Below are 26,234 nucleotides of genomic sequence, written 5' to 3' on the forward strand. Positions count from 1 at the left end.
GCTTTTTGTACATTTTTTTGCCGCCACGCCCCTGCGGGGAAGAGTCTCCGCCGGAACTGCCGCCGCAACTGCCGTGCGCTTAGCGCACCAGCATGTCGAGCTTGTCCTTGACGTCCTTGTATTGCTCGGCTTCCGGCAAGGCAGCCTTCGTCTTGGTGATCGAGGGCCAGTTGCGGGCCAGATCGACGTTGATCTTGATGAAGGCTTGCTGGTCGCCCGGCACGTCTTCTTCCGCGAAAATCGCGTTCACCGGGCACTCTGCCACGCAGACGGCGCAGTCAATACATTCGTCCGGATCGATTGCCAGGAAGTTCGGGCCTTCCCGGAAACAATCTACCGGGCAGACATCGACGCAGTCGGTATAGCGACAGGCGATGCAGGATTCGGTGACAACGTGGGTCATAACAGTCCTATCAATTTGGGGGGAGGTGCTGTAGCGCCTGCAGGAACCTCGGCGGCGCATACTAAAGCAAAGCATTGTATTTTAAGGCAATTCGCTATTTCTCACAAATCCCGCTTATATACAATACATATAAGCAAATTCATTTTTTGGCTGCCGTGCCGTTGCTGCGCAGAGCGGGCATTTCAGCGACTATCCGGGACGTTGCCATGAAGAACGCGGCAAGAAAGCGACAGTCGCCCGCCGCGGCAGGTTGCGGGGCGGGTGGCGTGCTGGCTTGCCGTGTGGTGTTTTTGTTTTACTCAGGTCAAGAGCGCTACAAATACATGCCAGAACAATCAGGCGCTGGCACGTATTTGCGTCAGCAACTGTTGCCAACGTGCATTTTCAGCACTGCCATCCTCGGCAAACGTGATGGTGCGGCGCGCGCTGGGCGCGTCGACGGTGATCTGCCAGTGGGGAATGTCGGCGCCGACCTGTTCCACCGTGGCTGGCGGCTGCGTGAAAAAGCCGCTGCTGGCCAATGCCGCTTCCAGGCGGGGGCCAGCCGGATGGGCTTGCGTATCGATGTCGTACTGTTCGCTCAGGCCGGCAAAGCCGCCGCTGCTGCGGGCTGAAATTTTCATGCTGCTCCTTGCTGTTGTGGGTGGTGTGGGCGCGCCATGGCCAGCCGCTGGTGCGGCTGGCCTGAAGCGGGCGCGCTGGTGCGCTGCCGTGCTGTGTGGTGTCCTGTTTACCGTGGACCGTAGCTGCGGCACCAGGCGGCCAGCGCTTCGCGCTCCGCTTCGAGCAATTGATCCGACTCGCTGTATTCCGCATGGTTCATGGTACCGCAGCAGGCGCGCCTGTCCTGCACGGCGTCGTCTTCGTCGACGACATCGGCGGCAAACGTCATCTGGCCATCGTCCGTCATGGCATTGGCCTTGAGCACTTCGCGCACGGTAAAGCTGTTGCGGATGAAATCGAGGTAGGCGCCGTTGCCGTCGGCCTGGGCGATCGTCAGCATGTGGCCGGCCACGTCGGCATACGTGGCGGCTTGCTCGGGCGATGCCACCAGGGCGCGCAAGACCAGGCTGCGCAGGTAGTCGCCGCAGCGGTGCAGCACGGCCGCGTCGTCTTCCAGCTGGGGCTGGCGTTCGTGGGCAAAGATGTCGGCCAGGATGTCGTAGATGGCGCCCGTAAACACTTGCGAGATGGCGTGCACTTCCGTGCCTGCTTCCGACAATTTGATGTCGTTGTCGGCATTGCGCAAGCCGTTCGGCCGGCCCAGCGCCAGGCCGAATTGCTCCGCCAGGTCGGCCAGGAAGGTTTTATCGTGCAGGTCGGACTTCGTTTGCGCGATCACCGCTTCCACCTGGTCCAGCTGCGACAGGGCCAGGAAGATGGCCGTCAGGTCGCCGAACGATTCGTGCAAGCCGCCCGTTTGCGGTGGATTGTTGCTGAGCAGCCAATTCGGCTTGAGGCCATCGAGCACGGCGTGCCCCGTTTCATGCGAGACGATGTCGAGCGAGCGGCAGGTGTAGACGCGCTCGGTGGCGCCGCTGGGGATGAAGTCGCCGAACTTGAGCGCCTTGTCGCTGCGGCTGTAATACGCATTCATGACGTTGGGCAAGCCGTGCGGGAATACGCGCAGGGGTGCCGTATTGCTGGCGCTATTCCATTGCCAGGGCAGGGGCGGCGCCGTGTCGTTGCTGGCCAGCGCGCGCTGGTACATGGTGAGCGTCATGCGCACGATGGCAAACGTGTGCACGGCGTCGAACTGGTCGGTGTTGGGCGAAACGATGAAGTCGCCGAAGGCATTCGGGCTGACCTGGGCGATGCCCGGTTCGCCAAAGGTGATGCGCGCGTCGCGCGGGCCTTGCAGGATCAGCCCGGGCAGGAAGGCCTTGCGTGTGCCCAGGTCGCTGACGGACGGATCTTGTTTCCAGATCAGCACGCGTGAGCCGACGGGCACGGCGGCCAGGTTGCGCACGGTTGCCTCCGTCAGGCGGGGCGGACCCGGCTGCAAGGTCAGTTGCGCATTCTTGCGGTGCAAGCGATATGGCGCCGAGGGGGTAGGGACGTAGCCGACGGGCAGGGACACGCATTTGGTCAGCACGGCTTCGACCGGCACGATGACTTTCTGGTCCATGGTGGTTCTCCAAGACACTCGCAACTGGAACTGGAATAGTCGTCCCGCTGTGGCGTGTCCGGTTTGATCGCGCGCAAACGACATGCGGGAAAGACGGGCTTTTTTAGCCGTCCGGCGCCGGCTGCGGCCGTGCCCGCCGCATGGCGGCTGGTATGATGCTGGCCGTATTACCCCCGTTTTTAATAAAAGGATCGTTTGATGGCGGATATAAATATAGTTCAGCAACATAAGCTGACAGCGGTAAAGGCGCGCGAAGCGGCGCAGCAAGTGGCCGACAAGCTGGCCCAGGAATATGACCTGGCGTGCGCCTGGGATGGCGATGTGCTGCGTTTCGAGCGCAGCGGCGTCGATGGTTCGCTGACCCTGGAAAAAGAGCAGGCGCAACTGCAAATCAAGCTGGGTTTCATGCTCAGCGCGTTTGCTTCCACGATCGAAGGCAAGATCGCCGAGAAGATGCGCAAGGTGTTTACCGAGTCAGCTTGATGGCGTTTCACCCGCTTGTCTGGCGCCCCGTTTGGTGCTAGGAAGAGTGCCGCAGCAATGGGCGAAAAGACGATGAAAACACGTCTCTTTTCGCCTTTTTTACGTCTGACTGTACGCTAGCGAACATTGCTATCACATTTCTATTTGGAAAGCTATTGGACTTTTGTGTCTTTTTGCGTTATACTTGAGTCATATTTACAACAGCTACACCGCGTTTCACCTTCTGCTTCGCAGTACTCTCCGCTCGCTGAGTGGTGAATAATTCTTCGGGTTTTACACCCGCATCCAGTTAAAAGTAGCTTGGTCGATTTTTTTTCGGTCAAATACATTTGGTGCCATGTATTTGCATGGCGCTAGCGTTGTTAAAAGTCCTGAACCACAGCCTCTTTTAGCACGCACACGGCACCCCGGCACCGGCTTAGGCCATCCGCTGGTCACACGCGTGTCACCCCCTGTTTATTGTCGCTCCCGTGCGCATTTTGGCGCCGTGGCGTAGCCGACGCAACAGGGTTTGCTGATTCCCGCCGCAAGCTAGCAGGCTTGCTGGGTTTCAATCCATTCGTCAAATCGAGGGAGAACCACATCGTGGCAAAACAAATCATTATCGACCATGTGTTCAAAGTGTTCGGCGACAAGCCAGAAGAAGCACTTGAACTCGTCCGCCAGGGCGCCAGCAAGCAGGACATTCTGGCCAAGACAGATTGCACCATCGGCGTTTTCGATGCCACCTTTACCATTGAAGCGGGCGAGATCTTCGTCATCATGGGCCTGTCCGGTTCGGGCAAGTCGACCCTGGTGCGCATGCTGAACCGCCTGATCGAGCCCACCGCCGGCCGCATCCTGATCGACGGCAACGACATCAATACCTTGCCGGATGCCCAACTGCGCGCCCTGCGCCGCAAGGACATCAGTATGGTGTTCCAGTCGTTCGCGCTGCTGCCGCAAATTACCGTGCTCGACAACACCGCCTTCGGCATGGAACTGGCCGGCATGCCCAAGGCCGAGCGCCATGCGCTGGCCCAGCAAGCGCTGGAGCAGGTGGGCCTGGACGGCTACGGCGCCAGCTACCCCGACGAATTGTCGGGCGGCATGCAGCAGCGCGTGGGCCTGGCCCGTGCGCTGGCGTGCGATCCATCGATTTTGCTGATGGATGAGGCGTTTTCCGCGCTCGATCCGATTATCCGTACGGAAATGCAATCGGAACTGCTGCGTTTGCAGCAAATCAAGCGCCGCACCATCGTCTTCATTTCGCATGACCTCGACGAAGCCATGCGCATCGGCGACCGTGTTGCCATCATGAAAGATGGCCACGTGGTGCAGGTGGGCACGCCGGAAGAGATTTTGCGCAAACCGGCCAACGATTACGTGCGCAACTTCGTGCGCGGCGTCGATGCGGCGGCCGTCTTCAAGGCCAGCGATATCGCCCGCAAGAGCCAGATCGTCGTGTCCGAGTCGCCGAGCCGCGGTTCGCGCGCCGCGCTGTCGATGCTGGAAGAGCAGGATCGCGCGTTTGCCTACGTCGTCAATCCGCAGCGCAAGTTCCTCGGCGTCGTCTCGGCCGATTCGCTGCGCAGTGCGCTCGACGGCCATGTCGGACCGCTGGGCCTGGCGCATGCCTATTTGCCCGACGTGCAGACCATCAATGCAGACGAGCCAGTCGCCGGCCTGTTCGGCCAGGTGGCGCAACTGCCTTACGCCGTCCCTGTGGTGGCCAATGACGGCAGCTTCCGCGGCGCCATCAGCAAGACAACCTTGCTGAAGTTCCTCGACCGCGATACGCCAGCCATTGCCGAACAACAACAGAAAGGACAAGCATGAACCCAAGCACCGTTTCCACAGTAGAACCTGTTGTTGAACAGGCCGCGCAGATCAATCCCTGGGCGCTGACGCCGCCGACCGACGCCAGCACCGCGTGGCTGGATGCCGCCGCGCCCGCCGTGCAGCCGGAACACGCGACCGGTTTTCACCTGACGCAGATTTTCGACGGCTCGCTGCCGCTGGAAAGCTGGATCAACCAGGGCCTGGGCTGGGTCGTCGCGCATTTCCGCCCCTTCTTCCAGGCCGTGCGCGCGCCGATCGACAGCGTGCTGTCCGGCGTGGAAGGCGTGCTGCTGGCGGCCCCGTCGCTGACGGTGATCGCCATCATCGGCTTGCTGGCGTGGCAATTTACCAGCCGCACCCTGGCCATCGGCACCGTGCTGGCGCTGCTGCTCGTGTCGATGCTGGGCATCTGGCCGGAAGCCATGACCACCCTGTCGCTGGTGCTGACGTCGCTGGCCTTCTGTCTGGCCATTGGCTTGCCGCTCGGTATTTTCCTTGCCAGCAGCGACCGCGCACAGAATATCCTGCGCCCCCTGCTGGACGCCATGCAGACGACGCCCGCCTTCGTCTACCTGGTGCCCGTGGTGATGTTGTTTGGTATCGGTAATGCGCCGGGCGTGATCGTGACGATCATCTTTGCCCTGCCGCCGCTGGTGCGCCTGACCAACCTCGGTATCCGCCAGGTGCGTCCCGATCTGATCGAAGCGGCCCGTGCCTACGGCGCCTCGCCGTGGCAGCTGCTGACCCGCGTGCAGTTTCCGCTGGCCATGCCGTCCATCATGGCCGGTATCAACCAGTCGCTGATGCTGTCGCTGTCGATGGTCGTGATCGCCTCGATGATCGCCGTCGGTGGACTGGGCCAGATGGTCTTGCGCGGCATCGGCCGCCTGGACATGGGCCTGGCAACGGTCGGCGGCCTCGGTATCGTGCTGCTGGCCATCACCCTCGACCGCTTGACGCAAGCGATGGGCCAGCCACGCCGCGGCGTGCGCCACTGGTACCAGACGGGTCCTGCCGGTTTCGTGCTGCGCCTGGTGCGCGGCAACACGGAGAAAAATAATGTTGAACAGCAAGCAACGCTGGCCAACGCACAATAAGAAAGGATTTACATGCATCAAATCGACAATTTTAAAGTGACGCAAAAATCGCAACGCAAGTTCCAGCTGTTTTCCGCCCTGGCGATCGCCGCCATGGCGCTGACCACCAGCCTGGCCATGGCGCAGACGCCGGCCGCCGATGCGCTGCCCGGCAAGGGCGTCAAGGTCCAGCCGCTGCAAAGCTCGATCGCGGAAGAAACCTTCCAGACCATGCTGGTCGACAAGGCCCTGGAAAAGCTCGGCTACGACGTGCAGCCGATCAAGGAAGTGGAATATCCGACCGCGCATATCGCCATCGCCAACGGCGACGCCACCTTCATGGCCGTGCACTGGGACCCGATGCACAAGGATTTCTATAACAATGCGGGCGGCGACGCCAAGCTGCTGCGCACGGGCCAGTATGCGGGGCCGGCCGCGCAAGGTTATCTGATCGATAAGGCGACGGCCGAGAAGTACAACATCACGAATATCGACCAGTTGCGCGACCCGACGCTGGCCAAGCTGTTCGACCACGATGGCGACGGCAAGGCCGACTTGACGGGCTGCAACCCGGGCTGGGGCTGCGAAGCGCTGATCGAGAACCATATGGATGCGTACAAATTGCGCGAAACGGTAACGCATGTGCAGGGCAGCTATGCGGCCCTGATCGCCGACACCCTGGGCCGCTACAAGCGTGGCGAACCGATTTTGTACTACACGTGGACGCCGTACTGGGTCAGTGGCGTGCTGGTGCCGGGCAAGGACGTGGTCTGGCTGAAAGTGCCATTCTCGGCCAATCCGGACAAGGTGAATACCCGCCTCGACGATGGCAGCGATTACGGTTTTGCCGTCAACACGGCACGCATCGTATCGAACAAGGCCTGGGCGGAGAAAAATCCGGCCGCGGCCAAGTTGTTCGAGGTGATGCAATTGCCCGTGGCGGACATCAATGCGCAGAACGAGCGCATGCGCCGCGGCGAAAACACGCAGGCCGATATCGCCCGCCATACGGCCGGCTGGATCAAGTATCACCAGCAAAAGTTTGACGGCTGGATCGCGCAAGCGCTGGCGGCGGCAAAAAAGTAAATTACGGCTGATACAGGCGTAAATACAGGCGTAAAAAAAGTGGCTACCGGTTTGGTAGCCACTTTTGCGTTAACGGCCTGTTTTGGTGGTTTTTGGTGAGTTTTCAGCCGTTTTCGGCCTGTTTCTCCGCAAAACAGGAATTTTCGGCGTTTAATCCTTCAAGTCTTCGATCAGGTCGATGTATTGCTGTTGCGCATCTTCCTTCGAGGTGCCGGCCAGGGCCGCCCAGGCATCGAACTTGGCGCGGTTGACGAAGTCGGTCATGCCGGGGCGCTCGCCCGTGGCGTCGCCGCTCGACGCTTGCTTGAACAAGGCGTAGATTTTCAACAAGGTCATATTGTCCGGACGCTCGGACAGGGTCTTGGAATCGAGCTGCGCTTGGTCGAATTGCTCTTGTAAACTCATGATGGCTCCTGTGTACAGATGGAATCGCTGGAAAAGTGCGGCAGGCGCGGCGGAGTGGCCACCGTGCGTGCTGCAGTGCCTGACATCATAGTGAAAAAAGCGCGCCGTGCATTAGAGGACACACTCAAAACAAAAACGCCGCCGCTGCGTGAGAGGGGCGGCGCCTGGTACAGTCGCTTGAGCGCTGCGGAGTCGGTGCTTATACGCCCAGCAGTTCGACGTCGAAAATCAGGGTGGCGTTCGGTGGAATCACGCCGCCGGCGCCGCGGGCGCCATAGCCCAGTGCCGCCGGGATGATCAGCTGGCGCTTGCCGCCCACTTTCATGCCTTGCACGCCTTCGTCCCAGCCTTGAATGACGCGGCCGGCGCCCAGCGGGAATTCGAATGGGTCGTTGCGGTCCTTGCTCGAGTCAAATTTCGAACCGGCGCTGCCGTCGTCGTTCTGCAGCCAGCCCGTGTAGTGCACGACAACATTGTTGCCGGCTTGCGCTTCAGCGCCTTCGCCGACGACGGTATCGATGTATTGCAGGCCGGAAGCGGTAGTGGTGGTGGTCATGATAATCCTTGTGTAGGCGATGAAAGCTTCAGATTGTAGAGCAATGAGTTGCAAAGCGCCATTCCAGGCCCGGAGCGAAGAAAAACCGGAAATGAAATGAAGGCGATGTGTGGCCGCCCGGTGCATTTAAGGGGGATTTCACACAATAAATACGGTGTTCCACGTAAAATGCATGTTTTGTATTTAACAGTGATTTCTTCCATGTTCCGCAGTCTACGCCGCCTTGTTTTTTCCTCGCTGTGCCTGGTTTCCGCAATATCGACGGCGCAAGCCGAAGTGGTGGTGGTGCTCAATTCCCGTGATGCTACGGTGCAACTGCTGGACCAGAAAACCTACGCCCCCCTGTCCACCTTTGCCGTCGGCAAGGAACCGCACCATCTGATGGAGACGCCGGACGGCAAGTCGCTGATCGTCGCCAGCTCCGTCGGCAATGAGCTGATCTTCCTCGACCCCGTGTCGGGCCAGATCCAGCGCCGCATCAGCAATATCCTCGACCCGTACCAGATCGGCTTTTCGCCGGACCAGAAATGGTTCATCTCGAACTCGCTGCGCCTGGACCGCATCGACCTGTACCGCTACGATGGCAAGAACCTGACCCTGCCAAGCGCATCGCGCTGCCGAAATTGCCCAGCCACATGGCCTTCACGGCCGACAGCACCATGGCGTTCATTACGCAGCAGGGCAGCAACCAGGTCAGCGCCATCGACCTGGCCACGCAGACGGTGAAATGGACCATGCCCGTCGGTCCGGCGCCGGCCGGCATCACGATGACGCCCGACGGTAAATATTTGCTGGTCGGCATCATGGGCAGCGATTACGTGGAAGTGATCGACTGGCGCACGCAAAAGACCGTCAAGCGCATCAAGGCGGGCGCCGGCACGCACAATTTCCGCGCGCTCGGCGACAACCGCATGACGTTCGTCTCGAACCGCGTGTCGAACACCATCAACATCATCGACCAGAAAACCCTGGAAAACGTGGGCACCATCAATGTGCCCGGTGGCCCGGACTGCATGGAAATCACGCCCGATGGCAAAACCATGTGGGTAACGTTGCGCTGGATCAAGAAAGTGGCCGTGATCGACTTGACCACGCGCGCAAGGTGATCAAGACGATACCCGTGGGCCGCTCACCCCATGGCGTGTATTTCGCCACCCACTCGCCACGCATGTGATGAAGGGTGTGATGATGCAACGTTTCACCTTCGCGTGCCATGTGCCCGCCATGCTGCTGTGCGCCAGCGCCATGCTGTCGCCCGCGCATACCGCCGCAGCGGCGCCAGCAGCACCGGCCCCAGCCGCATCTTCGGCCCCGGCCGCCTGCAAGGGCACGATCTACATGACCTTCGACACGGGCAGCCAGTCGCAAGCGCAATTGATCGCCGACGTGCTGAACAAGCGCCATATCAAAGCGACGTTCTTCCTGGCCAACGAAAAGACCACGCGCGGCGACTATTCGCTCGATGCCTCGTGGGCACCGTACTGGAAAGCGCGGGTCGCCGAAGGCCATGCGTTCGGCACGCATACGTTTGACCACGTGTACTGGAAGAAGGATCTGGCCAACGGCTTGATCCAGGTCAAGCCCCAGTTCGGCAAGGATGGCGGCAAGCTGGCGTCTTTCACGGATCAGCAATTTTGCGAGGAATTGCGCCGCGTCGATACGCGCTTCCAGGAGCTGACCGGGCACAAGCTCGACCCGTTCTGGCGCGCGCCGGGCGGCTACACGTCGCCGCGCACTCTGGCCGCCGGCAGCGCCTGCGGCTACCAGCATGCGGGCTGGGCGCCAGCCGGGTATTCGGGCGATGAACTGCCCAGCGACAAGTATCCAAACGCCATGCTGCTGAAAAAGGCGCTGGCGAACTTGCGCAGCGGCGACATCTTCATTGCACACATGGGTATCTGGTCGCGCAAGGAGCCGTGGGCGCCCGCCAACCTGGACGCCTTGATTTCCGGCTTGCAAGACAAGGGCTTCTGCTTTGCCACCCTGCGCGAGCATCCCGGCTACGCGCCGAAGAAGGGCCAGCCATGACCGCCGCCGACATCGTCAGCTTCGTCACGCCCGCCATCGACGCCGTGGTCGACGCGTTTGGCGTGGCGCAAGCTGGCTGTTCCAGACCGTGGTGAATCCTCTCGTCTACCACCTGGGCTTTGGCGAATTCACGGAAGAAGCGTTTGAGGGCACGGAATGGCTGCTGATCGGCCTGTGCGAACTGGTGCTGCTGTTTCTCGTGCTGCGTCCGCTCGAAGCCTGGATACCCGCGCAAAAGATCACCGACCCGCGCGCCCGCTGGAACGATTTTATTTACACGGTGCTGCACCGCATCGGCCTGTTTTCCGTGCTGGTCTTCTTCACGCTCGATCCGCTGATGGATGCATTGGCGGGTGCTTTGCGTTTCGACAATATCCATCCATTGAATCTGGAGTCGCTGTTGCCCGGCATCAGTCCCTTAGTCAGTTTTATCATTTATTTTGTGATACTGGACTTCGTCGACTATTGCTATCACCGTGCCTCGCACCATTTCGGCTGGTGGTGGGGCTTGCACAGCCTGCATCACAGCCAGCAAAACATGAATTTGTGGAGCGATGACCGCAACCACCTGCTCGACGACTTCCTGCGCGACGTGGTGATGGCGCTGGTGGCGCTCGGTATCGGCGTGCCGCCAGGGCAATATGTGCTGCTGGTGTCGATTTCGCGCATCCTGCAAAGCTTGCAGCATGCGAATGTGCGGATACACTTCGGCCGCATCGGCGAGCGGCTGCTGATCTCGCCCCGTTTCCACCGCACGCACCACGCGATCGGCGTGGGGCACGAGTCGAAAGGCAAGGGCAGCCTGGGCGGTTGCAACTTCGGCGTGGTGCTGCCGATTTGGGATATGCTGCTGGGCACCGCGAATTTCTCGGCGGGCTATGCACGCACGGGCGTGCGCGACCAGCTGGCCCGCATCGACAGACAGGGCGTGGGCCGGCCCGGGCGCAACTATGGCCGCGGTTTCTGGCAGCAGCAATGGCTGGGTCTGCGCCGTATGGTGGAATTTGCAAGATTGAAACGAAAAGGACGCCGTTGATGCGTAATGTGCTGAATTCGTATGGCCGTGCTTTCCTGTCGCAATTGCATGGCAGGATATTGCTGTTGAGCATAGCGCCGTTCATCCTGTCGCTGGTCCTGTGGGGCGCCCTGCTGTACGTGGGCTTGCAGCCGCTGATCGACAGCCTGCATGCGCTGTTCACGCAGTATGATTTCTTCCGCACCAGTGGCCAGGTGCTGTCCGCCTTCGGCCTGGGCGTGCTGAAAGCCGTGATCGTGCCCCTGATCGCCATGTTCATGCTGCTGCCGCTGATGATCCTGACGGCGCTGATCTTCATGGGCCTGTTCGCCATGCCGGCCATCGGCCGCCATATCGGCGGGCGGCACTTTCCGCAGCTGGAAAAGAAGCATGGCGGCAGCCTGCTGGGCAGCGTCGGCACCTCGCTGGCCACATTTCTGCTGTTCATCGTCGTCTGGGTGCTCATGCTGCCCCTGTACGCGTTTCCGCCGGCCGCGCTGGCGGGGCAAGCCGTGCTGTGGGGCTGGCTGACGTACCGCGTGATGGCGTATGACGCCATGGCCGATTACGCCAGCGTGGAAGAGCGCCACGCCATCATGCGCACGCAGCGCTGGCCGCTGCTGGCCATCGGCATGGTGTCCGGCGCGGCCGGCGCCGTGCCGGGCATGCTGTGGATGGGCGGCGTGATGTCGGTGGTGTTCTTCCCCTTCCTGGCGGCGTTCGCCATCTGGCTGTATGTGCTGATCTTTATCTTTACGGGTCTGTGGTTCCAGTATTACTGCCTGGAAGCACTGGCGCGTTTGCGGGGCGTACGCGGCATGACCGACGTGGCGCCGGCGGACGCCTGACCATTTTTATTGCATTCTACGAGGGAGCTTCATGGCTATCGGATTGATCATCATCGGCGACGAAATCCTGTCGGGCAAGCGCACGGACCAGCATTTCCCGAAAGTCGTGAGCATGCTCAAGGCGCGCGGCTTGCAGCTGAGCTGGGCGGAATACGTGGGCGACGAGCCGGCCCGCCTGGTCGCCTTGCTCAAGCGCAGCTTTGCCAGCGGCGACATCGTCTTCAGCTTTGGCGGCATCGGCGCCACGCCGGACGACCATACGCGCCAGGCGGCCGCCGATGCGCTGGGCTTGCCGCTGGTGCTGCATCCGCAGGGCAAGCTCAATATCCAGCAACGCATCACGGAAATGGGCGAAGAGGCGGGCGTGCCGGCCGATTTGCACTCGCCGGAAAACCTGCACCGCCTGAAAATGGCGGAATTTGTCGAAGGCGCCGAGCTGATTCCGAATCCGTACAACAAGATTGCCGGCTTTGCCGTGCGCGAGCATTATTTCGTGCCGGGCTTTCCCGTCATGTCCTGGCCCATGATCGAATGGGTGCTGGACACGCATTACAGCCATTTGTTCAACCAGGTGCCGCACGCGGAACATGCCTTGCTCGTGTATGAAACGGCCGAATCCCTGCTCACGCCGCTGATGGTGCGGCTGGAAGCGGAGTTTCCGTTGATCAAGGTTTTCAGCTTGCCCAGCGTGGGCGACGCGCAGACGCGCCGGCATATCGAATTGGGCGTCAAGGGCGAGCCCGCGCAGGCGGCGGCCGCCTTTGCCGAGATGCGCGCCGCGCTCGATACCTTGCAGGCGGAATACACCACCATCTGACATGCCGCCAGCCCGGCGCCGGCGGCTTTTTCGCTGGCGTCCAGCCCGCCTTGCATCTATGTACGCAAGCGTACATTCCCAGACGTTGTTTTTTTGCGAAAATCTTCAATGAAGCAAGATTTTTGTGCGCGCTCGTCAGTCGTTTTCATGCCGATGTGGTGGAATGGTGAACAGGGGCTTCGCGTGTCGAACGCGGGGTCGCCTGCCTGTGCAGTAGCGTGTTTTTTCGATTCACCGGTATGGACATCATGTTAAGCAAGCTTTGTTGTGACCGGCCCTGGCTGGCCCTCGTCTTATCCCGCGCGGAGCGGTATCGCTACCGCCTTTTCCGCGCCGTCCAAACCCAACTTTATCCCAGCATCCCATGAAAGACACAGGCGTCAATCTGGCCGCGCAAGAGCGGCCCCCCTCTGATCCAGCTGCCGAGGCGCCGCCGCCGGCGAGCCCGCCGAAGAAGCGCCGTTCGCGCATCTGGCCCATCTTTGCCATTATTCTGCTGGCGCTGATTGCCGGCGTGGCGTGGTTCGTCATGCGCGAAGTGCGCACGTCGGCCCTGCAGGCCGAGTTTTTCACGCGCCTGGACCGTCAGCTGACGTTCAAGGTCGAGCCTGGCCCTGCGCCGGCGGGCGCCATCCGCTACCCGCAGCACGGCCCGTATGACGAGCGGCTCGGCTATGCCAGCTTGCCCGACTTCATCACCAAACTCAATGCGCGCGACTACGCCGTCACGGCGCAGGCGCGCATGTCGCCGAAAATGGTGCAACTGGTTGACCGGGGCATCTTTGCCACGTATCACGAGAAAAACCGCGCGGGCCTGACCATTCTCGATTGCCGCGCCGCGCCGCTGTTCGCGGCCAGCTATCCCGAGCGCATGTTCGACGGCTTCGCCGAGCGCCACCCGCGCTCGTGCAAAGCCTGCTGTTTATCGAAAACCGCGAATTGCTGGACCCGGGCACGCCCGAGCGCAATCCCGCCGTGGAATGGGACCGCCTGAGCAAGGCCGTTCTCGACAAGGCGCTGAACCTGTTCGGCGGCCACCGCGGTGGCGGCGGCAGCACGCTGGCCACGCAGATCGAAAAATACCGCCATTCGGAAGATGGGCGCACCAGTTCCATGCAGGACAAGCTGATGCAGATGATTTCGGCCAGCCTGCGCTCGTACCAGGATGGCGAAAACACCATGGAAGCGCGGCGCAAGATCGTCGTCAATTACTTGAATACCGTGCCGCTGTCGGCAAAGAGCGGTTTTGGCGAAGTCAACGGCATCGGCGACGGCATGTGGGTCTGGTATGGCCGTCCGTTTGCCGAAGTGAAGACTTTGCTCAAGGGTAATATGGATCAGCCGGGCAGTGCGCTGGCCTACAAGCAGGCGCTGAGCCTCTTGATCGCGCAGCGCCGTCCCTCCCTCGCACTACTTGGTGGCCGGCGGCGCCGACCTGGAAGAATTGACCAACAGCCATCTGCGCCTGCTGGCGCAGGCGGGCGTGATTTCGCCGCAGCTGCGCAATGCGGCCATTGCCGAAAAGCTGCGTCCATCGACGGCATCGGGCGTGCAATCGGAAGCGTCGACCTCGTTCGTCACGCGCAAGGCGTCGAATGCCGTGCGCAACCACCTGGCCAGCATGCTCGGCGATCCGCGCTTGTACAACCTCGACCGCCTCGACCTGAAAGTGGTCAGCACGCTCGATGCGCAGGCGCAAAACGCCGTCACCAAGGTCCTGCGCGAGCTGCGCGACCCGGAAGTGGCGAAAGCGGCCGGCCTGGCGGGCAAGGGCATGCTGGGCAATGGCGACCCCGCCAACGTGGTCTACAGTTTTACCTTGCTGCAAAAGGGCGAGCAGGCCAACTTGCTGCGCGTGCAAACGGATAACTTTGACCAGCCGCTCGACATCAACGAGGGCGCCAAGCTGGACCTCGGTTCCACGGCCAAGCTGCGCACCCTGGTGACCTACCTGGACATCATCGACCAGTTGCACCAGCGCTACAGCGGCATGGGCGCCGCCGAACTGGGCAAGATTGCCGTCGATCCCAAGGACATGCTGTCGCAGTGGGCAATTGCCTATCTGAAACCTTTGCCGCTGGGCGAGGCGCGCAATTTACCCGCCATGCTGGCGGCCGCCATGGAACGCAAATATTCGGGCAACCCGGGCGAAGGCTTCTTCACGGGCGGCGGCTTGCACCATTTCGGCAACTTCTCCAAGCTCGACGACAGCCGCATCATGACGGTGCAGCAGGCGCTGCGCCAGTCGACCAACCTGGTGTTCGTGCGCCTGATGCGCGACGTGGCCCGCTACTACATGTTCTCGCGCCCCGATTCCTCGGCCTCGCTGCTGGCGGATGCGGACGATCCGCGCCGGGCCCAGTACCTGAGCCGTTTTGCCGACAAGGAAGGGCGCAATTCCTGCACCGTTTCTATCAGAAGTACCGCGGCAAGAGCGTCGATGAGCAGGAAAAGATTTTATTGGCCAGCATCCGCCCGACCCCCGTGCGCCTGGCGAACATTTTCCGCACCGTCAATCCGAAGGGGACGGTGGCGGAATTCGGCGATTTCCTCAACGCCAACTTGCCGTCGCAAAACGAAGTGCCGCCCGAGCGCGTCGCCAGGATGTACGAGCAGTACGCGATGGAAAACTGGTCCTTGGCCGACCGCGGCTATCTGGCCAATGTGCATCCGCTGGAACTGTGGATGGTGGCGTATCTGCGCCAGCACGAAGGTTCCACCCTGTCGCAGATGGTGGCGGCCAGCGAGAAGGAACGCCAGGAAGTGTATAAATGGCTGTTCAACACGCACCGCAAGCATGCGCAAGACCGCCGCATCGCCAACTTGCTGGAAGTGGAAGGTTTCCTGGAAATCCACCGCCAGTGGAAAAAGATGGGCTACCCCTTCGATTCGCTGGTGCCGTCGTATGCGACCACCCTGGGCGCGTCGGCCGACCGTCCCGCCGCGCTGGCCGAGTTGATGGGCATCATCATCAACGATGGCGTGCGCAAGCCGAGCGTGCGCATCGATTCCATGCATTTCGCCGCCAATACGCCGTATGACACCATGGTCAAGCGGGGCAGCAAGGTGGAGGCGGAGCAAGTGTTGTCGCCGGACGTGGCGAAAGCCGTGGCCAAGGCCATCCGCGAAGTGGTGTCGGACGGTACGGCCAAGCGGGCGAAGACGGCGTTTGTCGGCGCCGATGGCGTGCCGATTCCCATGGGCGGCAAGACGGGTACGGGCGACCAGCGCTTCGACGTGTATGGCGCCGGCGGACGCCTGATCGAGTCGCGCTATGTGAACCGCTCGGCCACGTTCGTCTTCAATATCGGCGAGCGCTTCTATGGCAGCATGACGGCGTATGTGCGCGGACCGGAATCGAAGAACTACGATTTCACCAGCGCCTTGCCCGTGCAACTGCTGCTGGTGTCGCTGGCGCCGAGCCTGATGCCGCTGATCGAACCGCCCGCGCCGGCCGAGGGCGTGGCGAAGCAGTGTGCGAATTAAATCGTTGCTGCAATGAAAAGCCGGCCTGAATGGGCCGGTTTTTTTATGGAGGAGAAAGAAGCTATGGAAAGAATGCAGCACATCTTTGCGCAATATCACCGCTTCGACGATGGCGCGCTCGTATCATTCGAGCATGTGTATGGATCGCGCGGCGTGCAGGCCGTGCGCATCGTGTTGTACGCAAGAAATCATGCGCTGGACGGCAATGTCTGGTGCAACGTCGCCATCACGGTGGGCGAGGTGCGGGAAGTGCTGGTCAGGACGCCGGGCAACTTCATCAACCGCATCTGCTGCGGCGTGAAGTTGCTGCGTTTCGGCGATGTCTGGTGCGTCGATGTCGACGGCACGTATGCGCACGACGACCCTGCGACCCTGGACGAGGTGCGCCGCGATGGCGATTGCTACGTCATCGGCGGCACGGTCGAGGCCATCGAACTCGATTAGCCGGCAAACACAGCCGTTTTATCTGCCAGGCGCGCGTGGTAGGCGGCGATGGCGGGATAATCGGGACGTTGCATGGGCGCCATCAGCCAGCGCTTGACGGACAGGCCCAGCACGATATCGGCCACGGTGAATTGCTCGCCGCACGCATACGCGCCCGTGCGCTGCAACTGCTGCTCCAGCACGCCCATCATCTTGTTCCATCCGGCAATACCGGCCGCCAGCTGCGCCGCATCCTGGTGCGCGGGGCTGTGGCGCACCAGCGACATGAAGGCGTAGCGCCAGCTGTTGTTCAAATCGCCCATTTGCCAGTCCATCCATTTTTCCACTTCCGCGCGGGCGCGGGGATTGCTCGGCAGCAAGTCTTCGCGGCCCGCCTGGGCGCACAGGTAGCGGCAGATCGTGTTCGATTCCCACAGCACCAGGTCGCCGTCAACCAGTACGGGCACCATGGCGTTCGGGTTAGGGCCAGGAAGGCCGGGTCGTCCGTGGTGCGAAAGCCGCTGCCCCAGTCTTCGCGTTCGTAGGGCAGGTCGAGTTCCTCGCACGTCCACAGGACTTTGCGGACATTGATCGAGGCGGCTTTTCCAAGAATTTTCAGCATGCGGGGCTCCAGAGGGCAGGTGATCGATCTGCTACTGTAGCCGATTTGGCTACGCCGCGCCTGTGAAAGTGCCTTGCATAGTTGAGGTTTTCTTGGCATCGTAGCCACCCATGAAACCTATGCGCCACCACATGTCCAAAATCCTCGCGTTCAGCCGCTTTTCCGTGCGCGATTTCCTCGCCACCGCCGGTCCCACCTTGCTGCTGGTCGGCGCGTTCTGTGCGCTCGCCTACTGGCTGGTCGACCCGGCGCCGCCGCGCCAGGTGAGTTTGTCGACGGGGCAGGACAATAGCGCCTACGAAGAGTTCGGCAAGAAATACGCGGCCACCCTGGCCAAGCACGGCATCAAGGTGACCTTGCAACCGTCGTCGCTGGGCTCGCAGGAAAACCTGCAGCGCCTGAATAACGGCAAGACCGATATCGCCTTCGTGCAAAGCGGCTCGACGGAGCACGCCGATGCCGAGCGCCATGGCCTCATTTCCCTGGGCAGTTTGTTTACGGAACCCGTCTGGCTGTTCTTGCGCGAAGACAAGGCGGTGACGGAGTTGACGCAATTGAAAGGCATGAAGATCAACCTGGGGCCGGAAGGCACGGGCGTGCCCAGCCTGTTCCGGCAGTTGCTGTCCGTGAATGGCGTGGAAGCGAAGGAGCTGACGGTGAGCGACTTGCAAAATACGCCCGCCACGGTGGAGTTGCTGGAAGGGCGCATCGATGGTCTCGTGTTCAGCTCGGCGCCGGAAGCGCCGCTGATCCAGATGCTGCTGCAGACGCCGGGCATCAAGCTGTTTGATTTTTCGCAGGCGGAAGCGTACACGCGGCGTTTGCCTTTCCTCACGCATGTCGTTTTACCGCGCGGCATAGTCGACCTGGGGCAGAATATTCCGGCGCAGGATTATCATCTGATCGCGCCGACGGCCACCCTGGTCGCGCGCGAAGACTTGCATCCGGCCCTCGTCGACCTGTTCGTGCAGGCGGCGGCCGGCATCCATGGCGGCACGGGCTGGTTCCAGCAGCAGGGGCAGTTCCCGTCCGCGCGCTACACGGAAATTCCCGTCGCGCCCGAAGCGCTGAAATTCTACAAGGATGGCGCGCCCGTGCTGCAGCGCTACATGAGTTTCTGGCTGGCCAATTTTTTTGATCGCATGTGGGTGCTGGTGGTGGCGCTCGGCGCCTTGATATTACCCCTGTCGCGCGTGGTGCCGCCCCTGTACGTGTGGCGTATCCGCTCGCGCGTGTACCGCTGGTATGGCCAGCTGCGCACGGTCGAGCAGGCGCTGGAAGACGTGCCGCCAGAGCAGCGCGCGCACGTGTATGCGGAGCAATTACAACGGCTGGACCAGATCGAGGAGATGGTCAACCAGATCTCGATACCGCTGTCGTTTGCGGATGGCCTGTATGGCTTGCGCAGCCACATCAATTTCGTGCGCAAGCGCATCTTGACCTTGATGGGCGAACAGCCCGAGGTAGTTTAGACGAGGGTGACCGACAGCTTGCGCCCGAGCAGCGTGGCGGCCCGCTCCAGGGTCGACAGGGTCACGTCGCTGCCGGGGTCGAGCAGGCGGTCGAGCTGCGAGCGGCTGGTCTGCAGCAGGGCCGCCATGCGCGTCTTCGACAGCGATTGTTCCTGCATCGCCTGTGTCAGTTGCCAGGCGATCACTTCCTTGATGGCGCGGGTTTGCGTTTGCTCGAAGATGCCTTCTTCCTTGAGGAAGTCATCGAGGCTGCTGCCGAGGTGGGGAGCGGTGGCGTTCATGTCAGTTCCTTGTAGCGTTTGCGGGCCAGCGCCAGGTCATCGTCCGGCGTCGTCCGGGTTTTCTTGATAAAGCCGTGCAGCGCCACCAGGCAATCGCCGTGATGGCAGATCAGCACGCGCGCGATGCGGTTGCCGGGCAAGCTGCTGCGCACTTCCGACAAGCCGTGCCCGAGATGCCGGCACAGGGGCATGCCCACGGGCCAGCGCCATTGCGCATGCATCAAGTCTTGCCCGATCACATGGCGCTCTTCGATGGGCAGCGACTTGAGCCAGTCGCGTACGGGTTCGCCGCCATTGCCGTTCGCATAGAACAGCAGGCTAATCTGCCGCAAGCCGGAAGCATCCATGACGCACCTCTACGTTGTACTATATAAGGTACATATTCGCAAGGAGAATTTGCGCCGCGGTTGAAAAAATCGGGCGCGCATGGATGGTTGTAGCCGATGGCGGGCCATCGCGTGGCCCGCCAGATCAAACACTGTTCAGATAATTAAGCGGCCAGCATCAAGCGGCCAGCGTCAGGCGCCCAGCCAAGGCAAGCCTGCCTTGCACCAGCCGCCGATCTGCTTGCGGTGGCCGTCGGCGTCCTTGTCGCCTTCAAAACCTTCGAGGATGTCGAAACAGTTGCTGTAGCCGTGCTCGGTCGCCAGCTTGGCGGCGTGGCGCGAGCGCACGCCGGAGCGGCACAGGAACAGCAGCACCTCGTCCTTGCCGGCCTGGGCGGCCAGTTGCTGCATAAAATCGGGATTCGGCACGCCGCCCGGGTAGGTGGCCCACTGCACCGCACCATGCTGGGTATCGGCGATGTCGACCCGGCCGACCCAGTCGCGTTCGGCATTCGTGCGCACGTCGATGAGCTTGACGGCGGCATCGCGTTGCAGCAGCTCGTATGCTTCCTGCGGCGTGACGGCGCCGGCGTACGGCGTACCTTCATTGGCCCGGCTGCGGGCGGTGGTCAGGATGTCGGCGGCGGTGGTCATGGCGTCCTCGATGAAAGTGGGCAGGTATGGTCGATTATAGTGCGCCATCCGCGCCCCGCAAACGGGAATGCCATGGTGCACGCTCAATGCACCACAACGAGGCATTTTTCAGAAATCCGCACAAAAATGCACGATAATGGTGCATTATTCGTTTTTTGCACTTGCATAGTGCATTCTTGATTTGACGCAAACTCAGCAGGAAAATCGCGGGCGGGAAAACTTTCATTGGGATAGCCGGGTTTTGCCTCTGGCGGCCAGGTCTCTTCTGGAGCTGGCATGGAATCTGCTATGATCCTTATGAGTTTTGGTGGCACGCAATGTTTGCTTCGCTTCATCAGCCCAGACGCACTAAGGTCGGCTCACCCCACATTCATTTAGGAGATACGCATGGCAATGACAGCCGCAGAAGTCTTGAAGATGGTAGAAGAAAACGAAGTCAAATTCGTTGATTTCCGCTTTGCTGATACCCGTGGTAAAGAGCAGCACGTGACGGTTCCCGTGTCGCACTTCGACATGGACAAATTCGAGTCGGGCCACGCCTTTGACGGTTCTTCGATCGCTGGCTGGAAAGGTATCGAAGCGTCCGACATGATCTTGCTGCCGGATCCAAACACGGCCAATATCGACCCGTTCATGGAAGAAACGACCTTGTTCATGCAGTGCGACGTGATCGAACCGTCGGACGGCAAGGGCTACGACCGCGACCCGCGCTCGATCGCGAAACGCGCCGAAGCCTACCTGAAATCGTCGGGCATGGGCGACACCGCCTACTTCGGCCCTGAGCCGGAATTCTTCATCTTCGACAGCGTGCGCTGGAAGATCGACATGTCGGGCTGCTTCGTTAAGATCGGTTCGGACGAAGGTTCGTGGTCGACCGGCAAGGACATCGAAGGCGGCAACAGCGGCCACCGTCCTACCGTCAAGGGCGGCTACTTCCCCGTGCCGCCAGTGGACAGCTTCCAGGACATGCGTTCGGAAATGTGCCTGATTCTGGAATCGCTGGGCATCCCGGTTGAGGTACATCATCACGAAGTGGCCGGCGCCGGTCAGAATGAAATCGGCACCAAGTTCTCGACCCTGGTCGAGCGCGCCGACTGGACGCAAAACCTGAAATACGTGGTGTGGAACGTGGCGCACAGCTATGGCAAGACCGCCACCTTCATGCCGAAACCTATCGTTGGCGACAACGGTTCGGGCATGCACGTGCATCAATCCGTATGGAAAGATGGCAAAAACCTGTTCGCTGGCGACGGCTATGCCGGCCTGTCCGATTTCGCCCTGTACTACATCGGCGGCATCATCAAGCACGCCAAGGCACTGAACGCGATCACCAACCCGGGCACCAACTCGTACAAGCGTCTGGTACCAGGCTACGAAGCTCCAGTGAAACTGGCGTACTCGGCGAAAAACCGTTCCGCCTCGATCCGTATCCCGCACGTGGCCAATCCAAAAGGCCGCCGCGTCGAAGCGCGCTTCCCGGATCCACTGGCGAACCCGTACCTGTGCTTTGCCGCACTGCTGATGGCCGGCCTGGACGGCGTTGCCAACAAGATCCATCCGGGCGAAGCCGCCTCGAAAGATCTGTACCATCTGCCGCCGGAAGAAGACGCACTGATCCCTACCGTGTGCGCTTCGCTGGAAGAAGCACTGGAAGCCCTGGACAAGGACCGCGAGTTCCTGACCCGCGGCGGCGTGTTCAGCGATTCCATGATCGATGCTTACCTGGAACTGAAAATGCAGGACGTGCAGCGCATGCGCATGACCACGCATCCTGCCGAGTTCGACATGTACTACTCGCTGTAATGGCGCCATGCCGGCAACTTGCCGGTAGTGAATAAAAAACGCGGGTGAGGCGATGGTCTTGCCCGCGTTTTTTTTATGCTGTGCGCCAATGCGGCGCCGGTGCGGTGTTGTATAGTCGGCCCAGGAACCATGCGGCACGAGCCGACAGGAGTGAAGATTGACCAAGCATTACAGAATGGCGCTGATGGCAGGATTGCTGGGCGCGGCGGCACAGGCGCACGGGCAACTGTATGTGTGCGCCGATGCGCAGGGACACAAGACGTACACGGACAAGCGGGCCGGCGCGCATTGCCAGCTGCTCGATTTACCGGGCGCCATGACGGAGCCCCACGCACGCAAGACGGCGCCGCTGGCCGGCGCGCCTGCCCGGTCCGCCACGCAGGCGGTGGCCACGGCGGCGCCTGCCGCCGGCGCGTTTCCCAAGGTCGATGGCGCCGAGCAGCGGGCGCGCGACCTGGACCGGCGCCAGATCCTGCAGGACGAATTGCGCAGCGAAGAGCAGAAACTGGCGGCGCAGCGCCTGGAATTTAACGGCGGCCAACCCGAACGCCAGGGCAATGAGCGCAACTATGCGAAATATCAGGAACGGGTGGCGCAGTTGAAGGACAACATCAGCCGCACGCAGCAAAACATAGACGCCCTGAAACGCGAGATCGCGAATATTCGGTAAAGCACATGACACTAGACAACCATTCCAGCCGTCCCGCCCACCTGGCAGGCCTTGATTTGCTCGCTTCGGCCGTGATCCTGCTCGACGGCGACGGCCGCATCGGCTATGCCAACGCGGCGGCGGAAAACCTGCTGGAAAGCTCGCTGAAAGCCCTGTCGCGGCAAAAGCTGACGGCGCTGTTCCTCAATCCCGAGGAGCTGGCCGGCATTTGCGCGCAGGCGCTCGAACATAAGTTTTCTGACTTGCGCCAGGACCTGAGCCTGGAACGCCTGGGGCGCGAACCGCTGCGCGTGCACAGCATCGTCAGCGCGCTCGACGCACCTAGCGACGGCGTGCTGATCGAACTGCGCGAGAACGTGCAGCAATTAAAGCTCGACCGCGAGGAGCGCATCCTCGACCAGAGCCAGGTCAACAAGGAGCTGATCCGCAACCTGGCGCATGAAATCAAGAACCCGCTGGGCGGCATCCGCGGCGCGGCCCAGCTGCTGGAGCTGGAACTGCCGGCCCTGCACCTGAGCGAACTGCGCGAATACACGCAAGTCATCATCAAGGAGGCGGACCGCTTGCAGACGCTGGTTGACCGCCTGCTGGCGCCGCACCGCCGCCCGCACATCGTGGGCGACGTGAATATCCATGAAGTGTGCGAACGGGTCCGCAGCCTGATCCTGGCAGAGTTTCCCAGCGGACTGACCATTTCGCGCGATTACGACGCCTCGATCCCCGAGTTTCGCGGCGACAAGGAGCAGCTGATACAGACCGTGCTCAATATCGCGCATAACGCGGCGCAGGCCTTGGCCGAGCGCATCGAGGCGGGCGACGCGGAGCTGATTTTCAAGACGCGCGTGGCGCGCCAGGTGACCCTGGCCAAGGTTCGCTACAACCTGGCATTAGACTTGCATATCATTGACAATGGACCGGGCATCGCACCCCAGATCCGCGACCGGATTTTCTACCCGCTGGTGTCGGGCAGGGAAGGCGGCAGCGGGCTGGGGCTGACCTTGGCGCAAACCTTCGTGCAACAGCACCTGGGCGTGATCGAGTGCGAAAGCCGGCCTGGATACACCGATTTCAGGATCGTTCTCCCCTTGCCATAAGCGAGGCAGTATCCCACCCATGAAATCCATTGCGGGACGCACACACTAATGAAGCCAATCTGGATAGTTGACGACGACGAATCAATCCGCTGGGTGCTGGAAAAAGCCCTGGCGCGGGAAAATCTCGCCACCAAGAGTTTTGCCAATGCGCGCGACGCCATCGCCGCACTGGAATTTGACACGCCGCAAGTGCTCGTGTCCGATATCCGCATGCCGGGCGCATCCGGCCTGGAACTGTTGCAGACGGTCAAGTCGCGCTTTCCCGGCTTGCCGGTCATCATTATTACCGCCTTTTCCGACCTCGATTCGGCCGTCGCGGCCTTCCAGGGCGGCGCCTTCGAATACCTGGCCAAGCCCTTCGATATCGACAAGGCCGTCGAGCTGATCCGCCGCGCGCTGGAAGAAAGCTTGCGCGAGACCAGCGTCGAATCGGGCCCGTCGGAAACGCCGGAAATCCTCGGCCAGGCGCCGGCCATGCAGGAAGTCTTCCGTGCCATCGGCCGTTTGTCGCAATCGAATGTGACGGTGCTCATCACGGGCGAATCCGGTTCCGGCAAGGAACTCGTGGCGCGCGCGCTGCACAAGCACAGCCCGCGCGCGGCGCAACCGTTCATTGCCCTGAACACGGCGGCGATCCCCAAGGATTTGCTCGAATCCGAACTGTTCGGCCATGAGCGGGGGGCGTTCACGGGCGCGCAGACGACGCGCCGGGGCCGCTTCGAGCAGGCCGAGAACGGCACCCTGTTCCTCGATGAAATCGGCGACATGCCGTTCGACCTGCAGACGCGCCTGCTGCGCGTGCTGTCCGACGGCCATTTCTACCGCGTCGGCGGCCATCAGCCGATGAAAGCAAACGTGCGCGTGATTACGGCCACGCACCAGAACCTCGAGCAGCGCGTGCGTGACGGCCTGTTCCGCGAAGACTTGTATCACCGCCTGAACGTGATCCGCTTGCGCCTGCCCAGTTTGCGGGAGCGGCGCGAGGATATCCCCATCCTGGTGCGCCACTTTCTGGTGCAAAGCGCGCGCCAGCTGGGCGTGGAAGCCAAGCGCATGAGCGAGCCGACGATGCAGTTCCTCAGCAGCCTCGATTTGCCCGGTAATGTGCGCCAGCTGGAAAATCTGTGCAACTGGATCACCGTCATGGCGCCGGGCCAGACGGTGGAAATCAAGGACTTGCCGCTGGAATTGACGCAGGGACAGGGCGATGGCACCGCGCAGGCCGTGGCCGCTGATGCGCCGCCGGCGAATGTTGCTCATGTGCAAGGCGGCCAGGTATTCGAAGCTGTCGCGCCCGCCAACGGCGCGCCGCCGGGCTGGATCGGCTTGCTGGAATTGCAGGCGGCCGGCATGCTGGGCGCAGGGCAGCAGGAAGTCATGGCCGTGCTGGGGCGGCAATTCGAGTCGGCCCTGATCAAGACGGCGCTCAAGCATACGCACGGGCGCAAGAACGACGCCGCCGTGCGCCTGGGCATCGGCCGCAACACCATCACCCGCAAGATCTCCGAACTGGGCATCGACGGCGCCAAGGACGATTGACGCCTTGCCGGACGGGGGCTCCCCCGTCCGCTTTTTCTTGCGGTGTTCCTTGCACGCTACAACACCCACAGCAGGCGATAAGGTAAGCTGGCGCCTGCCGGACTGTTTCGTCCGGTCTTAACTTTCATTGTGGAACTGTATGCTGATTAACTGCGTGGCCTACCAGGATGGCAAAAAACTGGCCGACTTGCCGATCGACGATATCAGCGATTACGTCGAGCGCCCCGATTGCTTCGTCTGGGTCGCCCTGCTCGACGCCACGCCGGACGAGCTGAAACAGATGCAGCACGAGTTTTGCCTGCACGAACTGGCGGTGGAAGACGCGCAGCGGGGCCACCAGCGCCCGAAGATCGAGGAATACGGCGATTCCCTGTTTGCCGTGGTGAAAACCGTGGAAATGGTCGAAAACGAACTGGTGCTGGGCGAAGTCGACATTTTTGTCGGCGCCAATTACGTGCTTTCGTCGCGCAGCAACAGCTCGCAAGGTTTTCTTGGCGTGCGCGCCCGCGCCGAGCGCGAACCGCACCTGCTGCGCCAGGGTTCGGCTTTCGTGCTGTACGCGCTGATGGACGCGGTCGTCGACCGTTACTTTCCCGTGCTCGACGCGCTGGAATCGGAGCTGGAACTGATCGAGGACCGCATCTTCGACCGCGGCACCGAGCGCGACAATATCGAGCGGCTGTACCAGCTGAAACGCAAGGTCATGGTCTTGCGCCATGTGGTGGCGCCCCTGATGGAAGCGGTGGGCAAGCTGCACGGCGGGCGCGTGCCGCCGCTGTGCCACGATACCCAGGAGTATTTCCGCGACGTGCACGATCATCTGGCGCGCATCAATGGCACGCTCGATACCATCCGCGATACGATCAGCACGGCCATCCAGGTAAATCTGTCGATGGTGGCCATCGACGAGAGCGAAGTGAACAAGCAGTTGGCGGCCTGGGCGGCCATCTTTGCCGTGTTCACGGCATTTGCCGGCATCTGGGGCATGAATTTCAAGTTCATGCCGGAGCTGGACTGGCATTATGGCTATCCGGCCGCCGTGGCAGTGATGAGCTGTGTCTGCGGTTACATGTATTACTTGTTCAAGCGTTCCGGCTGGCTTTAAAAAATTCCTGTGTATCTGTATTATTGAACAATATCCAGGGGTACAATCGCGGCAGGTCCGCTGGGGCGGGTCATGGCTGAGAATCGCCGCGCC

The 26,234-nt window shown here is 61.4% G+C and carries 23 protein-coding genes and 4 pseudogenes; 17 read left to right on the plus strand and 10 right to left on the minus strand.

What is annotated here, in order from left to right; translation table 11 throughout:
• Window positions 1-79: 79 nt before the first annotated feature.
• The 3 genes from fdxA to ACQVLG_RS13165 all read right to left on the minus strand — a co-directional run bounded on the left by fdxA (window position 80) and on the right by ACQVLG_RS13165 (window position 2,531).
• The gene (fdxA, locus tag ACQVLG_RS13155; protein WP_010395176.1) at window positions 80-403 is read right to left on the minus strand and encodes a ferredoxin FdxA; all 324 of its coding nucleotides are present in this window, start codon (window positions 401-403) and stop codon (window positions 80-82) included.
• 335 nt (window positions 404-738) lie between these two features.
• Window positions 739-1,026 carry a protealysin inhibitor emfourin gene (locus ACQVLG_RS13160; RefSeq protein ID WP_474294964.1) on the minus strand — a complete coding sequence of 96 codons (288 nt, stop codon included), beginning with the start codon at window positions 1,024-1,026 and terminating at the stop codon, window positions 739-741.
• Between the two features lie 107 nt (window positions 1,027-1,133).
• Complete coding sequence (locus ACQVLG_RS13165; RefSeq protein WP_474294966.1) at window positions 1,134-2,531, minus strand: hypothetical protein; 1,398 nt, start codon at window positions 2,529-2,531, stop codon at window positions 1,134-1,136.
• Between the two features lie 198 nt (window positions 2,532-2,729).
• Here ACQVLG_RS13165 and ACQVLG_RS13170 point away from each other — a divergent pair, with 198 nt between their 5' ends.
• The 4 genes from ACQVLG_RS13170 to proX all read left to right on the plus strand — a co-directional run bounded on the left by ACQVLG_RS13170 (window position 2,730) and on the right by proX (window position 6,997).
• The gene (locus tag ACQVLG_RS13170) at window positions 2,730-3,014 is read left to right on the plus strand and encodes a polyhydroxyalkanoic acid system family protein (protein ID WP_230538752.1); all 285 of its coding nucleotides are present in this window, start codon (window positions 2,730-2,732) and stop codon (window positions 3,012-3,014) included.
• A 585-nt stretch (window positions 3,015-3,599) separates the two neighbouring features.
• Window positions 3,600-4,832, plus strand: a complete 1,233-nt coding sequence (gene proV / locus ACQVLG_RS13175) for a glycine betaine/L-proline ABC transporter ATP-binding protein ProV (protein WP_086145175.1) — start codon at window positions 3,600-3,602, stop codon at window positions 4,830-4,832.
• Window positions 4,829-5,932, plus strand: coding sequence for a glycine betaine/L-proline ABC transporter permease ProW (proW, locus tag ACQVLG_RS13180; protein ID WP_230538751.1), 1,104 nt, complete (start codon window positions 4,829-4,831; stop codon window positions 5,930-5,932). Before proV ends, proW begins: the two co-directional genes overlap by 4 nt.
• A 12-nt stretch (window positions 5,933-5,944) precedes the next feature.
• Window positions 5,945-6,997, plus strand: a complete 1,053-nt coding sequence (gene proX / locus ACQVLG_RS13185) for a glycine betaine/L-proline ABC transporter substrate-binding protein ProX (protein ID WP_474294968.1) — start codon at window positions 5,945-5,947, stop codon at window positions 6,995-6,997.
• Window positions 6,998-7,147: 150 nt separating this feature from the next.
• Here the strand turns inward: proX and ACQVLG_RS13190 are convergent, their stop codons facing one another.
• Both ACQVLG_RS13190 and ACQVLG_RS13195 read right to left on the minus strand, forming a co-directional pair.
• Window positions 7,148-7,402, minus strand: a complete 255-nt coding sequence (locus tag ACQVLG_RS13190) for an acyl-CoA-binding protein (protein WP_070219266.1) — start codon at window positions 7,400-7,402, stop codon at window positions 7,148-7,150.
• A gap of 199 nt (window positions 7,403-7,601) precedes the next feature.
• On the minus strand, window positions 7,602-7,958 hold the full coding sequence (locus ACQVLG_RS13195) for an FKBP-type peptidyl-prolyl cis-trans isomerase (protein ID WP_034760263.1): 357 nt from the start codon (window positions 7,956-7,958) through the stop codon (window positions 7,602-7,604).
• A gap of 201 nt (window positions 7,959-8,159) precedes the next feature.
• Here ACQVLG_RS13195 and ACQVLG_RS13200 point away from each other — a divergent pair.
• The 7 genes and pseudogenes from ACQVLG_RS13200 (at window position 8,160) to ACQVLG_RS13230 (ending at window position 16,596) form a co-directional block, all read left to right on the plus strand.
• Window positions 8,160-9,132, plus strand: a pseudogene (locus ACQVLG_RS13200) (YVTN family beta-propeller repeat protein).
• A gap of 11 nt (window positions 9,133-9,143) precedes the next feature.
• The gene (locus ACQVLG_RS13205) at window positions 9,144-9,986 is read left to right on the plus strand and encodes a polysaccharide deacetylase family protein (protein ID WP_474294971.1); all 843 of its coding nucleotides are present in this window, start codon (window positions 9,144-9,146) and stop codon (window positions 9,984-9,986) included.
• Window positions 9,983-11,022, plus strand: a pseudogene (locus ACQVLG_RS13210) (sterol desaturase family protein). The gene ACQVLG_RS13205 and the pseudogene ACQVLG_RS13210 overlap by 4 nt, the downstream one beginning before the upstream one ends.
• The gene (locus tag ACQVLG_RS13215) at window positions 11,022-11,849 is read left to right on the plus strand and encodes an EI24 domain-containing protein (protein WP_474294973.1); all 828 of its coding nucleotides are present in this window, start codon (window positions 11,022-11,024) and stop codon (window positions 11,847-11,849) included. Before ACQVLG_RS13210 ends, ACQVLG_RS13215 begins: the two are co-directional and overlap by 1 nt.
• Window positions 11,850-11,880: 31 nt before the next feature.
• Entirely contained in the window at window positions 11,881-12,666 is a 786-nt protein-coding gene (locus tag ACQVLG_RS13220) for a competence/damage-inducible protein A (RefSeq protein ID WP_230538745.1), read from the plus strand.
• 364 nt (window positions 12,667-13,030) lie between these two features.
• Window positions 13,031-16,152, plus strand: a pseudogene (locus ACQVLG_RS13225) (transglycosylase domain-containing protein).
• A gap of 72 nt (window positions 16,153-16,224) precedes the next feature.
• Window positions 16,225-16,596 carry a hypothetical protein gene (locus ACQVLG_RS13230; protein WP_474294975.1) on the plus strand — a complete coding sequence of 124 codons (372 nt, stop codon included), beginning with the start codon at window positions 16,225-16,227 and terminating at the stop codon, window positions 16,594-16,596.
• Here ACQVLG_RS13230 and ACQVLG_RS13235 read toward each other — a convergent pair.
• A pseudogene (locus ACQVLG_RS13235) lies at window positions 16,593-17,197 on the minus strand (glutathione S-transferase family protein). The gene ACQVLG_RS13230 and the pseudogene ACQVLG_RS13235 sit on opposite strands and share 4 nt — an antisense overlap.
• 131 nt (window positions 17,198-17,328) lie before the next feature.
• On the opposite strand from ACQVLG_RS13235, the gene ACQVLG_RS13240 reads away from it, so the two are divergent.
• Complete coding sequence (locus tag ACQVLG_RS13240) at window positions 17,329-18,669, plus strand: TAXI family TRAP transporter solute-binding subunit (RefSeq protein WP_474294977.1); 1,341 nt, start codon at window positions 17,329-17,331, stop codon at window positions 18,667-18,669.
• Here the strand turns inward: ACQVLG_RS13240 and ACQVLG_RS13245 are convergent.
• The 4 genes from ACQVLG_RS13245 to ACQVLG_RS13260 all read right to left on the minus strand — a co-directional run bounded on the left by ACQVLG_RS13245 (window position 18,666) and on the right by ACQVLG_RS13260 (window position 20,208).
• Window positions 18,666-18,950 (minus strand): helix-turn-helix domain-containing protein, encoded by a 285-nt coding sequence (locus tag ACQVLG_RS13245; RefSeq protein WP_230538740.1) that lies wholly within the window; start codon window positions 18,948-18,950, stop codon window positions 18,666-18,668. The genes ACQVLG_RS13240 and ACQVLG_RS13245 overlap by 4 nt on opposite strands.
• Complete coding sequence (locus ACQVLG_RS13250) at window positions 18,947-19,297, minus strand: type II toxin-antitoxin system RelE/ParE family toxin (RefSeq protein ID WP_474294978.1); 351 nt, start codon at window positions 19,295-19,297, stop codon at window positions 18,947-18,949. Before ACQVLG_RS13250 ends, ACQVLG_RS13245 begins: the two co-directional genes overlap by 4 nt.
• A gap of 171 nt (window positions 19,298-19,468) precedes the next feature.
• The gene (locus ACQVLG_RS13255) at window positions 19,469-19,930 is read right to left on the minus strand and encodes a rhodanese-like domain-containing protein (protein WP_474294980.1); all 462 of its coding nucleotides are present in this window, start codon (window positions 19,928-19,930) and stop codon (window positions 19,469-19,471) included.
• An 83-nt stretch (window positions 19,931-20,013) separates the two neighbouring features.
• Window positions 20,014-20,208: a hypothetical protein gene (locus ACQVLG_RS13260; protein WP_474294982.1), complete on the minus strand. Its 195-nt coding sequence runs from the start codon at window positions 20,206-20,208 to the stop codon at window positions 20,014-20,016.
• Window positions 20,209-20,317: 109 nt separating this feature from the next.
• Here ACQVLG_RS13260 and glnA point away from each other — a divergent pair, with 109 nt between their 5' ends.
• The 5 genes from glnA (at window position 20,318) to corA (ending at window position 26,141) form a co-directional block, all read left to right on the plus strand.
• Window positions 20,318-21,733 carry a type I glutamate--ammonia ligase gene (gene glnA, locus ACQVLG_RS13265; RefSeq protein ID WP_070219258.1) on the plus strand — a complete coding sequence of 472 codons (1,416 nt, stop codon included), beginning with the start codon at window positions 20,318-20,320 and terminating at the stop codon, window positions 21,731-21,733.
• Window positions 21,734-21,890: 157 nt separating this feature from the next.
• A complete protein-coding gene (locus ACQVLG_RS13270; protein WP_474294984.1) occupies window positions 21,891-22,403 on the plus strand; it encodes a DUF4124 domain-containing protein in 513 nt (170 codons plus the stop codon).
• Window positions 22,404-22,408: 5 nt separating this feature from the next.
• Window positions 22,409-23,497, plus strand: coding sequence for a nitrogen regulation protein NR(II) (glnL, locus tag ACQVLG_RS13275; RefSeq protein WP_474294986.1), 1,089 nt, complete (start codon window positions 22,409-22,411; stop codon window positions 23,495-23,497).
• Window positions 23,498-23,545: 48 nt separating this feature from the next.
• Window positions 23,546-25,036, plus strand: a complete 1,491-nt coding sequence (ntrC, locus tag ACQVLG_RS13280; protein WP_474294988.1) for a nitrogen regulation protein NR(I) — start codon at window positions 23,546-23,548, stop codon at window positions 25,034-25,036.
• Window positions 25,037-25,175: 139 nt separating this feature from the next.
• The gene (gene corA, locus ACQVLG_RS13285) at window positions 25,176-26,141 is read left to right on the plus strand and encodes a magnesium/cobalt transporter CorA (protein ID WP_034760218.1); all 966 of its coding nucleotides are present in this window, start codon (window positions 25,176-25,178) and stop codon (window positions 26,139-26,141) included.
• The last annotated feature ends 93 nt before the right edge of the window (window positions 26,142-26,234 follow it).

Source organism: Janthinobacterium sp. TPC_1 (assembly GCF_056037845.1).